The organism is Phycicoccus sp. Soil803 (genome assembly GCF_001429685.1).
Lineage (GTDB): Bacteria > Actinomycetota > Actinomycetes > Actinomycetales > Dermatophilaceae > Pedococcus.
Genome location: NZ_LMST01000001.1, coordinates 1,597,403 through 1,609,614, shown reverse-complemented (window position 1 = coordinate 1,609,614; position 12,212 = coordinate 1,597,403). Strand labels below are relative to the sequence as shown.

Genomic DNA, 12,212 nt, shown 5'->3' with positions numbered 1-12,212 from the left:
TGGGCGACTTTCGCGTCTCCATGCCCAACCCAAGCGCGCGGATGTAGTTGACATTGCAATCAATTCGGGGACGAGGCGCGGCGGACAGCGCCCGGCTCAGGTCAAGCGACGTCCCGTCCCTAGCGCGCCTTCCCCGTGTGACGATTCGTCTGGAGTCGATTCGTCTGGGTTGAGGCCTCGGTATGGTCGTCACGCGATCACGTCGCACCAAGCGGCGATCATCGGACTCCTCGCCCGAGGCAGCCGCTGTGCATGTTCTACTTGGGGCCACCTTCAACCCCGTCCGCCGTGAGCGCAACCGAATCTACGGTGGAACCCCTCAGATGCTGAGAGGTGGAGATGCGTGCGGCAGGCCACAGAGCTGCTCACAATGGACGACTGATCTTCTTCCAGAGGCCGACTGCGCTAGAGCAGGTGGCTGCCGAAACACATGAGCCATCCGATGGTCAAAAGAGCAAGCTCGGGATCGTTGAGCGACCACCTCGACTCGACCAACACGGCAAGGTCATGTGGCTGTGCAGCACCCCGTATGGCACTCGCGATTGAGGTCACGCCCTTCGGTTCCAGAGCTTCGCGACCAGACAATATCGGGATCGAGCTCACGACAATGATGTTGGTGCCAGACGACAGTCGCAGTTGCAGAAGGCCATGCCAGGCCTCCTCAACGTCTTGGAGCAGACTGAGAGGTACCACATGGGTCCGCAGAGGATTTCTTATGACCAAAAGATTCGATTGGATCTCTGTGTAAGGACGTCCCAACAGCACATGCATCGTCACCGAAACGATCGCGAGGGACAGACCGACCGAGACCAGGTCACGATGCGCTCCTGATAATTCCTCATGAGATGGCCTCAGTTGGTGCAGAAGAATCACGGCGGTGACAAGGCAACCCCACGCGGCAGCGCGCGCAGAGTGAGCGACACTGTCGTTACGCAGGCGCGTCCACCGCTCGTGTTCCATGTCCATCTGACCAATCCGCATCCGCGCCTCATGGGTCTGCCATTGACCCGTACGGCCCTACCGTGGCTCCAAGTATGCCGCTCGGCAGCTGCAAGAATCGTCCGTACCTTGGCGTGCACAAGGCTTCTCCGGTCATGCTCGCACGCGCCCGATCACCTCATCGAGTAGCTAAGTCTTCACATCTCCCGCAAAATGCCTTTGGCGTTCGAGCCAGCAGGTACGGGGACCGCAACGGTTGTAGAAACCGGATTTGCGAGCTTCCCGCGCAGCAGTTGCTTCATCTTCAGCACAGCGTGTCCAGCGGCATGGAGCTCAAGATCTTCCTGACTGGTCCATTGTTCGACCATGACCAACCCGGTGCCACTGTCATGCAGCGCGTAGATCTCGCAACCCTTCTCGCTGTGGACTACGGGCACAAGCTCCGCTAGCCCGCGGGCGACGTCTGCGTGATTCTGGGGGCGCGGGTTGATGCAGGCGATGACGACTAGGGGCACCGGAACTCCTCAAAGGCATTGGTTGGCCATTCATGCTAAGGACGCGAGCGAGGTGTTAACCAGCGTGTGCCGGCCCGATTCAGCCGGTTGCGGTCTCGCCACCAAACAGCGCTCCCGATAGGCGCGTGGCGAGCAACCATACTCCGCTTTGAAGGCCCGGCTGAAGTGAGCGGCATCCCAGAATCCCCAGCGAGCTGCAATAGCGCCGATTGAAGGCGCATGTTCGGGTGACTCGACAACGCCTTATCGCCCGGACCAGCGCGTGCAGGCGTTCGCATCCGAGGCTGGGAACGTAATCGCTGCGACCTCCTGGCAGCACCTGATCGCAGTCATGAAGGAGGCGATGGGGGTCGCCGACGAACGGGACAACCTACATGATCTCGCTCAGATCCAAGGTCTCGTTGAGTGGCGAAGCCGAGTCGGGTGGACGCCACTTCTGCCAGGTGACCTCCCAATCCGCACCGGCCGCCAGTTAAGCGCATTGGTAGACGTACTGCTGGGTGCTGCCGCGGCGGTTTCTTCCGCAAGGGCAACTTCGGGATCAAGCGATTCCGGAGCGGGCCGGTACGTCACCAGTCCGGGCGGACGCGTTGTCTGGGTCGGCATCTGGACGTCGTTGTGGGGCACCCATGGGGGGTCCCCGGCTTGGATTCAAGCCAAGGCTCTGCAAGGGCAGCCCGTAGACCTCATCGCCGCACATCTCCGATCCGTGCCCGGTGTCGTCGCGCGACACGACCGCAACGATGTCGTCGCCCCGCTGATCGTGCCCCCTGGCGTCGAGATAGATGCAGTAAGGGCCAGCCTCATTGAACAGTTGGAGCGTTTCCTTGAGCTGTTGGATTCGATCCAGACACATGGCGTGTAACGCATCCTTCAGAAGCGTTAACACGTATCCGAGTCACCGCGTCCACGCGCGCGGCAGAGAGAGGACTCTGGCGGCGGCGTTCGGCAGCGTGCTCCCTGAGTCGTGGTCAGCGCTCCTCGACCTGAGAGTGACCTTCGCTGCTCCCGACTATTTAGGGGCGCTGGCTTACGCGGAGCAGGTCCCTGATGGATCATTCAGACCTGTTGTTGAAAGGGATTCATCTCATGTGCTGACCGCCACGGTCGTGCTTGCCGATCATCCCTGAACGCTCCCGGAGTTTGACCGATCTCGCTTGCCAGGAGGCTGGCCGGAGGGTGCAAGGCAGCCGTTCCTTCCGTCGGGCGGCGGGTTGTCAGTCGCGCAGCTCTGCGAGCTTGTGCCTTTGCTCCAGCGCCGCGAGTTCAGCGGCCTGTTCGCGAGTTGCCGACAGAACCTCGTACTCGTTGGCCGTCTTTAGTAGGTCGAGCTGGGTCTGGGCACGTTCAAGTTCTACCTGTTCGGAGGTCGATCGCTCGGCGAAGGTCTTGCGAGCCGAGGAGGTAGCGTCGATCAACTCGCCGAGTGCAGGACCGATCGTGCCGAGGGCTGACTCGGAGCCGACGCCGAAAGTCTTTACAGATTGGTCTGAGTGGAAGGCCAGCTTGAAATTCCGTGAGCGCCATCCCCGTTGATCGACGGATATCGACTGGTAGTGACTGAACTCGTCAACTATGTCCAGGTGTACAACGGATGATCTGTCGAGAACCCATAGATTGTCTGTGTCCCGCGTGTACACGCCCACGGTTGCAGGGCGGGCCACCCTGATGATGAGTGCGTCCTCTTGGTCGGCATCTGGCGGTGTCTCGAACTTGTCTCGCGCGGGGTCGTGAAGGGCGAGAATCACGCCGAAGTCACGTGCCGAGTCCTCTTGGTCCGCTGGGATCTCTGGTGCATTCAGGCTCTCGGCCAATCCGCCGCGAACGCGAAGAAGCTGTCTTGGCGTTAGCACCCACGAGGCCGCTGCCTCGGGTGTGCTGCTTGCACGCGCTGCAATCCACGCTCGCCGCGCTTCGCTGATGGCAGCCAGTTGGCTTTGACATGTCGTGAGCGCGGTTCCCATCATGGCGGTGTCCCCGGGAGGGGTTTCTGGATCCGCGACCGCCTTGAGCAGCCCCTCGACCTTCAGCGCCAACTGCTTGCGGCATAGCGCCAGTCCGGAATGCGAGGCTTCCCACTCCTCCTCGAGGCTCGCGGGTCTTTTGATCCAAAGGACCATCGTGGCCAGACTGACCGCCTTCGAAGCGAGCGAGATGACCGCGGACATGGACGACGAGGTCTGCCCGTTGATGCCTTGAATGACTCCGTTGTCGTCGAGGTCTACTTCGATCGAGACGTTCTCCAACAGACCCTCACGTATCTGGAGGGTCTGGCGCCGGTCACGGTCGGGTGCAACTGTTGGGACAAGCGTCACGGCGACGTGCGGCTCGAGGAAGCTGCCGCTCACCGTGGTCACGACCCGCTGTGCCAAGTGCGCGTGGAATGTGAACTCCGTACGTGGCAACCAGTAGCCCAGACTCAGTTGCTCTTGCATCGCAACACCCCTTCAGCGCAGTTGCTTACCATCACTTTGGGGGGTGTCACGATCAGGGGCAACAGGAAACGCCCGCTCGGACGGCGTTCGGACGATGGTCATTCCGCTCACCACCCGGCTTGTCAGGCTTTCGCCGGCCAGCGCATACACCCGGGGGGGCTCATGCAACACCCTCCGATGCCGCAATCTATGCGTTGATAGGCGGCGGATAGACGCAGGCGGTTCCATCCCCAAGGGACCTTGTTCGTAGCGCTCAACGCACCGCCGATGGCACCGGCCGATCTCAGTGCAGCTCGTCACTAGCAGCGGCTACCTCGCTCGCCTTGGTGCGCTGGTCTTTGTCGAGGCTGGCCACGAACCATGCCGCGATGGAGGCCGTAACCGCCCCGACCAGTGCGATGCCCACGATCATCAGAGCAACCGCGATGACTCGTCCGGTGGTGGTGACGGGGTATCGATCTCCGTAGCCGACTGTCGTCACGGTGGTCGAGGCCCACCAGAGCGCATCGCCGATGGTGGTGATGTTTGCACCCTTGGCGTCCTGCTCAACGTCGAGGACTGCGACAGCTCCGAGGCCGACGGCCATCACGGCGGCCCCGATGACGTAGGTGGTGACGCGGCCGGCGAGGTTGCCTGCGGCACTCCGGTTGAGGATCCGGAGGAAGGCCAGCAGGCGCAGTAATCGGAGGGGTCGCAGGACGGGCAGGGCGATCAGGGCGACGTCGTACCAGTGCTGGAGGGCGTAGTGCCGTCGGTCCTGGGCAAGCGCCAGTCGCACCGCGAAGTCGAGTGCGAATGCGGCCCAGACGGTCCAGCTGACGTAGCCGAGGAAGACGTCGAGAGTGGGGTCCAGTCGTGGGTCAAGGACTGGCCATGCGTAGGCGACAAGGAATGCGAGGGCCAGCAGCAGGAGGGGGACCTCGACGCGCCGCTCCCAACGCTCGACAGACATGCGTGGAGCGTATGACCTGGCTGAACGAATGCGCGGCATCTGGCCGTAGTACCTGGGCGCCCGAGCGAGGCTCGAATCGCCCACGCCCAGCACTAACGGCGTGCGGAAGGCGCGCCTCGTCCACCATTTCCAGGCAAGGCTCGGCGAACGTCGACCTATTCGGCTACCGTTCTCGCAGGTGGAGCCTTCAGGTTCCTTGGTGGCCGATCGCTATGAGGCGTGAACCGCGTACCGGGCAGGATATGAGCCGGCCGAGTGCGACAAGTCGAGGAAGATCGACATGTCGGACTGCTCGAAGATCCATTACCCCAGCCGAGGGGCCGCCATCCGTGCGATGCGGGCCATTACCCGCAGGTACCGCGACCGAGCGCGCGTGTGTGAGGCCGGTGCCTACTTCTGCAGTTTGTGCCGCGGCTGGCATCTGACGTCGAAGTCGGGAACTCAGGCCCCTCCTTGGGCGCGGGGAAGGTGAGTCGACGTCCCAGGAGCGAACCTCCTCGCGACTCGTTCGTTGCCCGCCGGCGAGCGGAGTTGGTCAGACGCCGGCGACGTAGGCGGTGAGGAAGTGGACGCCGTGTCGATCGAGATTCCCGCGGGCGCGGTCGTAGTGCTCGGTTGTCCTAGGGTCAGCGTGGCGGGCCAGGATCTGCGCGTCGCGCAGAGGGACACCGGCGTCAAGGGCGTTGGTGATGGCGGCGTGCCGCAATGAGTGTGGGCTGATGTGCCGGGGTATCCCGGCGGTCTTCGCGATCCTGGCGACCATCCGGTACACGTCGCGCCGGTCGATCGGGTTGCCAGTCAGCGGTCGCAGGATCAGCCGACCACTGGCGCGTTCGCCCCGGCAGGCTTCGAGGACGCGTAACACCGGGACGGTGACGGGCATCGTGGCGGGCTTGTTGCCTTTGCCCACAAGGTGCAGGACGCGATGCCCGCGCATGGTCTCGGCGTAGTCCTCGATCCGGACCGCGGCGGCTTCGGACGCCCTCAGAGCGTTGATCCCCAGCAGGAACGCCAAGGCTCCGTGATGAACCGTGATTGTCTGGGAGACCTGCAGGAATCTGATGAGCTCGAGCCGGTCCAAGCCTTGGGTGCGGGACTCGTCGCGGTGCACCTTCGGCAGCCGCGCGTACACCGCGGGGTCGGACGGGATGAGCCCGTCGATGTGAGCGAACCGGAAGAACCCGCGAACCCCGTGCATCATCGTGACCACTGAGGAGTCCATGAGACCGCGGTCGGTGAGTTGTCGGATGTACAGCTCGACGTGGGCGCGCTGCACACCGACCAGGGGGTCGAGACCGTGCATCTCACACCAGGAGAACCACTGCCTGAGCTCGTAGGCGTACAGGGTGTGCGTGTGGCCGGAGTAGCGGGCGAGGTAAGAGACCGCGGCCAGCTGGGCCGTCGACATCGATGCGGGCTGGAACGGAAGCAGGGTCGTCGTGCTCGTCGTACCGGACATGGGTCACCTCACGCGGCGAGCCAACACTGGCCCGACCCCACCCGCCGCCAACGCGGCCAAGCACCCGGACGCCACCGACGCTAACCCGGCCCCGGCCCCGGGCGCGGTACCAGCCAACGGCAGAGGACACAAACGCCTCACGCCTGCCGGGCGGGCCACGTACCGTGCATCCGTGGACGGGGGAACCGGTGAGAAGGTCATGCGGCTGCGGTACGCGGGCACGTGCCGAATCTGCGGTGCCGGACTCCCGGAGAAGGCATGGGCGATCTACGAACGAACGACCAAGACAGTTCGTTGTCTGGGCCACGACGAGAGCAGCCCGGCCCAACCCACCGCGGCCGCAGACCCAGGGCCGGCTCCGGTCCAAGTCGTCGACGCAGGCGTCGCTGGGGCGTCGGCGCGTCGCGAGTTCGAGCGACGCAAGGCCAACCGTGAGCAGCGCATCCGCACCAGGCATCCACGACTCGGCGGTCTGATCCTCGCCCTCTCCGAGGAGCGGCAGTCCACCACCGCGTGGGATACCGGTGCCATCGGTGAAGAACGCCTCGGCAGAGGCCTCGACCATCTCGACTCCGAGACCGTGAGGCTGCTGCACGACCGACGGATCCCCGGGTCCAAGGCGAACATCGACCACGTAGCCGTCACCGCAAACGGCCTCTACGTCATCGACGCCAAGAAGTACCGCGGCCTCCCCCAACTCAAGATCGAAGGCGGCGTACTCCGGGAGCGAGTCGAACGACTGCTCGTGGGATCGCGCGACTGCACCAAGCTCGTGGACGGGGTGCTGAAGCAGGTCGACGTGGTCCGCGGCGTCGTCGGCCCCGACATCCCAGTCTCGGGAGTGCTGTGCTTCGTCGAAGCCGACTGGCCACTGATCGGCGGCAGCTTCACCACTCGCGGCGTGAAGGTTCTGTGGCCCAAGAAGCTTTACCCGCAGCTCCAGGCAGACGGCCCGCTCGCAGCCGAAACAGTCGCCGACCTCCACCGCAAGCTCGCAATCGCACTCCTTGGTGCTTGATCGGAACGTCGGGGCGATAAGACTCAACAGCAGCGCGGCTTGACTCTCGAATGAGTCGCACGTGACGTGGCCGAGTCTCCTAGTCTGATTCGGTGAAGGCGCTGAGGACCAATCGGCAGATAGAGGACGCGGCCATCCTGCATGTTCTCCACTTGGAGGCAGCCGCCGGACGTCGCGCCAGTGACAGTCGCGGCCGGCGAGCCGTTGCAGATATCGAAGGCGACCGAGTGATCGAGGTGAAGGCCTACGGCGGCTCGGCTCGAGGCTCCGATCTCTGGCTGGAGGCGCGGCAAGTCCTGGCCGCAGAGGAGGACCGGGAGCGGTTTCACCTCGTGATCGTGGAGAACGTCCGCCAAGGAGATCCAGCCGCCTTCCGCGTTCTCGACCTGAGCGGTGAGCGGCTATCCGCCCTGTTGAAACGGAAACGAGAGAAGAACTACTTCGAGGTGCCCTTTCCGGTCAGCCTCTACGACACGCTCGTCAGCGAGCAGCGCTAGCGCAAGTGTTCCTGCGTGGGACGGGCGGTATGACGCGACTGAGGTGGATGATGCGGAAGAGGCCTCTCGCTGGGACCGTTCCCCCGCGACACTATCAAGCGCGCACTTGCACACCGATTATCCGCGGTCTACGTCAGGGCTGGGCCATGAGTTTTCGGACGACCCACTGGTTGATGCTTAGGTCTTCCTCGGCGGCTCGAAGGGCGACCTCCCGGTGCAGCTTCTCGCCGAGACGAAGGTTGAATTTGCCCGAGTAGTTGCGCTCAGAGATCGGCTCTGGCACCTCCTCGCCCTGTGCCTGCATGTCGACGACTACGTCAGCCAACAGCGCTTCGAGCCCTTCCAGGGCCTGAACCTGCGAAGCAGCTAGCCAGGAGAGGGAGGGAAACTCAGCGACGGTGGCGACGAACTCGCCGTCTTCCGCGGACCAGGCAACGCGGTACGTGTAATGCGACACCTCCACCTGAGGCCGCTCCATTGTGTCCATCACTTGCCCTCCTTCTTGTCAATCGCCTTGAGCACCTGACGTACTTGGTAAGCCTTGGCCTTGCCCTTGTCGTTCTGGATGTTCACGCGAGGGTCGCCGGGCCACGGCGTCTTAAACACCGCGTGGGATGAGCCTGACTGGCGGGGCTTCCCAAAGTAGTGTTCGCAGACTTTGTGGAGCTCGTTGTAGGGGACGTTCTGCTGGTTGTTGCGCATCGCCGCAACTACCGACTCCACCGAGGCCACGTGATGATGGTACTACAGGTAGTACCATCATCACAAGGGCCGCCCTAGTTCACGGCAGCGCGGAAGCATGCGGAAGAGGCCTTCGGCGGGCTGACTGACGCGGCGAATAGGCGCGCCCGCTTGGCCGCAAGCTCACGCGGGAAGCATCGGTCGGGCGCCGCGGATCGATGACGCGGTCTGGACGCGCTGGTGGTTAGGGCTGGATTCGACTGCCACGAAGCAACGCGAAGCGGGTGCTCAATGAGGGGGCCACCGATCACGTGGCACTGCGGACTCCAAGATTCGTGGTCTGAGTGATCTCAGACCCTCGCGTAGGGCATTCTCTATCAATGAGTTCTCAGCTTGCGGGTGACAAACAGGCTGCCAGCGCACCGGTGGCGCGGATGGAGCGCATTGTCGCGGGCACCTTCGGAGTTGCCGCCTCAGTTGCCGGAACATTTGCTGTATTTCGGACCACGAACGAATTGGGCACAGCCGCTCTGTTCCTCGTCGCAGGCGCTTTCCTCTTGTGCGCCACCTTTGGCGTTGTGCCAACCCGATTCAAGGTGGGCGACAACGAGGTCACCGTGGGGAGGGCGGCTCTTCAGACTCTCGAGCAGCTAGTAAGTGAGGGCGACCTTCCTACGCAGGAAAAGGCGATCGAGGCACTGGAGGAGAACCTTGCGCGGGCGGGCATCACCCGAACCAGTGACGACGCTGTTCGGGCCATGATCGCCCGATTTGATCGCTACTCAGGGTCGCACTTGTCGCAAGCGCTACACGACGAGTTGCTGAGATCCGGCTGGAGCCCCACTACCCCGCCTAAGAGCACCTACGTCCGGTGGAGCTACGACGGGAAGCTCCACAACGTGAGCGTCTATCAAAACAGCGCGCAGTTGATTGTGAACTCCAACCGCATCGTCGACCAAGTGGTTGGGTTACCCGGTTACGAGCATCGGACAGCAAAGAACGAGGTCATCTTCAACTACTCGGAGGGAATAGAACCTGCCTTGGAGGCAGCCAACGTTCTCCGGCGGTACGCGGACGGCGAGCTTTCCCCAGACGCGGAGTCCCCCTGACCCTTCCCTCCCATTCCTGCCAGTCCCTGGCCCGGCGCAGCTCGCAAGCTCGACGCGCTGCGCACATGTGTGCTTAGCGCGGCGGTTAGACGCAGTGTGGCCGGGCGCTGTCGGCGGGTTGGCCCACACTGCTCATGTGGACGACCAACGCTCTGAGCTACGCGAACTTCTCGAGGGGCTCACCCCTGCTGGCGCGCCGATGCGGATGACAACGCCATTCGCCGTCGATGAAGCCGCTTGGTTCATGCGGGCAGTCCATGCCGAGATCGTTCGCTTCCGTGACTGCCCCCCCGGACTGCTTCCGGTTCAGGAAGTACGGAACTGTAGGGCCAGATCATTTCGATACCCCGGCCGGGAATCCTCGGCACCTGTTCTCGAAGCCCGGCGGCGAGGAAGCTTGGCTCAATCGTGAGTATGTGCCTCACGTCGGCGCCTTCGGATTCGCCATCTTGGCCGGTGGCTTCGACTTAGCACGATGTTCCTTCTCGCTCTACCGCAAGTTCGCTCGTGATCTCATCACCAAGCGCGCGGGTCAGAGCTACGAGACGGACGCGGAGTTCTACGGTTCGGACGGAGCCATCCGCCTGCAGATCGAGGCGAAGGCCTCGCCACTACAGACGGAACGTCTTGCTGCCGCCATTCGGCAGCATGGCGAGCTACAGGGTCTGCCGGGGAACGTCGTCAAGGAAATCGAGTACGTGCTCGATCTCAAACCCGAATTTCTGTGGGTGGTTGGCCCAGACGCTCTGGACCCCGCACGCCACGTCTACGCAGTTGAGGTCAGTGGCAAGAATGCGAAGTTCACGCCCGTGCCAGGCCTTCCGACACCGCCCGCCTGACGACGGCGCACGGTGGACGGCGGGCCTCAACGACCGTACGTTCGCGGCATGACGGATCACGGCATGGATCCCCTCGAGCGATGCCAACTGCACGACATGCAGAACTGCGCCTACTGCCACCCGCCCGAAGCCATGTACCGGCGTGGACAACGAATTGCCGTACCGCAGGACTCCTACGTCAGCATTCGCGGCGGCAAGGTTGTCTACCACCACCCGGACTGCTACAACGTCACCGGCGACTGGGACGGTGCAGAGAACGCCACACTGGGTGAGCGTCTCATTCACAGCTCTGATGAATTGGCTGCAGGAGACCTCCGACCCGCCGAGTGCTGCCAACCTCCATTGTTCGGACGGACAGACCGTGACCCGCGAGACCGGGAGTCAAGGCGCCTGGCACGCGGCGGGATGACGCGCCCTTGAGTCCGCTTCCCCGGCGTATCGCCCTGGACAATGGGGTCACGCATCTTGCCGCCCAACCGTTCACCGTGCTGGAGACCTATGACCAAGCGCGAGTGGAGATTCAGAGCACAGTCGACCCGCTATCCCTGCAAGCGAGTGCCGAGAGGAAGGCGGAGTTCCGCGCAACGCTGGGTGACGCTGTCCGTGACGCTTCGCGCGGCATCTTTGTCCACGACGTCGAGGTGACCCTGACTTGGTACATCGAAGAGGCTCGGCGTTACCAGACGCACCTCGTGGCGGACTTGGACAATGTCATGAAACCAATCCTGGACGCGGTAACGGGTCCAGATGGTGTCTTGATTGATGACAATCAGATCCAGTCCATCAAGGCCTCGTGGATGACGCCCGGCGCGGCTGGAACGGGCTTCTACCTTGCCTTCGATTCACTTCTCAAAGACGACTACATCGAGCGGGAAGGACTCGCCTTCGTCGAGTTCTCTGCCGATCGCTGCTACATACTTCCTGGGGCGCTCAGCGGCCACGAGACGCAGTTCGTCAGTGCCTATCGTGCCAGGGTCGAGGCGTACAGGGCGATGTTGTCCGAAGGCATCATCGAGGTTGCCGCGCAATCTGTTTTCCCGATCGCACGGCCCTTCCCACGCGCCCGACTGGGGCGATTTCGAGTGCGACACGAGTCCGACTTCGCGAGATCCACGCCTGACTGATTGCAGCGCTCGCGGCGGAATGACGCTGCCTGAATCCACCCGGCGGCAATGCGGCTCCAATGTCAGGATGGGTCCGTGCCCGCGCCTCTCTTCGAGTACGTCGCCTGGTTTCGCGACGAAACGCTGCCGCCCGAGGATCAGGATTACGAATGGCCGGGCATCATCTACATTCGCACCCACACGCTTGAGTCGGCGCGCGCCTGGGGCGACCACCTGGCCCAGACCTGCCTCGACAGATTCCTCTGGTCAAGCGTCGAGCCCTACCTCGAAGTCCCGCCGGCGGGCCAGCCGGTCGCTATCGACGGTGAGGAGCTCACCGCCAGTCAAATCGGCTGGTAACCGCACGAGCACGCTATGCGGCGGTGTGACGCGCCCACGCTCCGTAGAGCCGTAGGGTGCGCTTGCAGCGCGTGGCCGCCGAGCATCTCGACGTGCGGTTCTTCGCTACTGGCCGGCGCTCGTGATAGCGCAAAGCGCGCGGCGCTCCCACTGCCCGAGCGTCACGGGCCGGGGCCGGTGGGTTGGGGAACCCGGTGGGGCGACGGCTCCACCGATGGTCTCTGGTGCTCTCGTTCCGGCGAGTGCACAATCAGGCAGATCGCACGGTCACCGAGGATGGAGGCTTCATGACGATGACGCAGAGC

Annotated in this window: 14 protein-coding genes; 6 read left to right on the top strand and 8 right to left on the bottom strand. The window is 63.4% G+C overall.

Going from position 1 to position 12,212, the window contains the following annotated elements:
* Positions 1-405: 405 nt before the first annotated feature.
* From ASG95_RS21260 to ASG95_RS07390, 6 genes are all read right to left on the bottom strand, one after another.
* Positions 406-966 (bottom strand): hypothetical protein, encoded by a 561-nt coding sequence (locus ASG95_RS21260; RefSeq protein WP_157581820.1) that lies wholly within the window; start codon positions 964-966, stop codon positions 406-408.
* Positions 967-1,136: 170 nt separating this feature from the next.
* On the bottom strand, positions 1,137-1,454 hold the full coding sequence (locus ASG95_RS07405) for a putative quinol monooxygenase (protein ID WP_057377058.1): 318 nt from the start codon (positions 1,452-1,454) through the stop codon (positions 1,137-1,139).
* 30 nt (positions 1,455-1,484) lie between these two features.
* The gene (locus ASG95_RS20815; RefSeq protein WP_082593086.1) at positions 1,485-1,664 is read right to left on the bottom strand and encodes a helix-turn-helix domain-containing protein; all 180 of its coding nucleotides are present in this window, start codon (positions 1,662-1,664) and stop codon (positions 1,485-1,487) included.
* Between the two features lie 1,007 nt (positions 1,665-2,671).
* Positions 2,672-3,889, bottom strand: a complete 1,218-nt coding sequence (locus ASG95_RS07400) for a hypothetical protein (protein ID WP_057377057.1) — start codon at positions 3,887-3,889, stop codon at positions 2,672-2,674.
* A 283-nt stretch (positions 3,890-4,172) separates the two neighbouring features.
* A complete protein-coding gene (locus tag ASG95_RS07395) occupies positions 4,173-4,841 on the bottom strand; it encodes a potassium channel family protein (protein ID WP_082592416.1) in 669 nt (222 codons plus the stop codon).
* A 535-nt stretch (positions 4,842-5,376) separates the two neighbouring features.
* On the bottom strand, positions 5,377-6,300 hold the full coding sequence (locus ASG95_RS07390) for a tyrosine-type recombinase/integrase (RefSeq protein ID WP_057377055.1): 924 nt from the start codon (positions 6,298-6,300) through the stop codon (positions 5,377-5,379).
* On the opposite strand from ASG95_RS07390, the gene ASG95_RS07385 reads away from it, so the two are divergent.
* Both ASG95_RS07385 and ASG95_RS07380 read left to right on the top strand, forming a co-directional pair.
* Positions 6,281-7,318: a nuclease-related domain-containing protein gene (locus tag ASG95_RS07385; protein ID WP_235543565.1), complete on the top strand. Its 1,038-nt coding sequence runs from the start codon at positions 6,281-6,283 to the stop codon at positions 7,316-7,318. The genes ASG95_RS07390 and ASG95_RS07385 overlap by 20 nt on opposite strands.
* A gap of 92 nt (positions 7,319-7,410) precedes the next feature.
* A complete protein-coding gene (locus ASG95_RS07380) occupies positions 7,411-7,815 on the top strand; it encodes a protein NO VEIN domain-containing protein (RefSeq protein ID WP_157581818.1) in 405 nt (134 codons plus the stop codon).
* Positions 7,816-7,948: 133 nt separating this feature from the next.
* On the opposite strand, the gene ASG95_RS07375 is transcribed toward ASG95_RS07380, so the two are convergent.
* On the bottom strand, positions 7,949-8,302 hold the full coding sequence (locus ASG95_RS07375) for a type II toxin-antitoxin system HicB family antitoxin (RefSeq protein ID WP_235543562.1): 354 nt from the start codon (positions 8,300-8,302) through the stop codon (positions 7,949-7,951).
* A complete protein-coding gene (locus ASG95_RS07370) occupies positions 8,302-8,547 on the bottom strand; it encodes a toxin HicA (protein ID WP_057377053.1) in 246 nt (81 codons plus the stop codon). Before ASG95_RS07370 ends, ASG95_RS07375 begins: the two co-directional genes overlap by 1 nt.
* Positions 8,548-8,876: 329 nt before the next feature.
* Here ASG95_RS07370 and ASG95_RS07365 point away from each other — a divergent pair, with 329 nt between their 5' ends.
* The 4 genes from ASG95_RS07365 to ASG95_RS07350 all read left to right on the top strand — a co-directional run bounded on the left by ASG95_RS07365 (position 8,877) and on the right by ASG95_RS07350 (position 11,907).
* A complete protein-coding gene (locus ASG95_RS07365; RefSeq protein ID WP_157581816.1) occupies positions 8,877-9,605 on the top strand; it encodes a hypothetical protein in 729 nt (242 codons plus the stop codon).
* 278 nt (positions 9,606-9,883) lie between these two features.
* Entirely contained in the window at positions 9,884-10,444 is a 561-nt protein-coding gene (locus ASG95_RS07360; RefSeq protein ID WP_157581815.1) for a hypothetical protein, read from the top strand.
* Between the two features lie 416 nt (positions 10,445-10,860).
* Positions 10,861-11,568, top strand: coding sequence for a RusA family crossover junction endodeoxyribonuclease (locus ASG95_RS07355; RefSeq protein WP_082592414.1), 708 nt, complete (start codon positions 10,861-10,863; stop codon positions 11,566-11,568).
* Between the two features lie 75 nt (positions 11,569-11,643).
* Positions 11,644-11,907 carry a hypothetical protein gene (locus tag ASG95_RS07350; protein WP_157581811.1) on the top strand — a complete coding sequence of 88 codons (264 nt, stop codon included), beginning with the start codon at positions 11,644-11,646 and terminating at the stop codon, positions 11,905-11,907.
* The last annotated feature ends 305 nt before the right edge of the window (positions 11,908-12,212 follow it).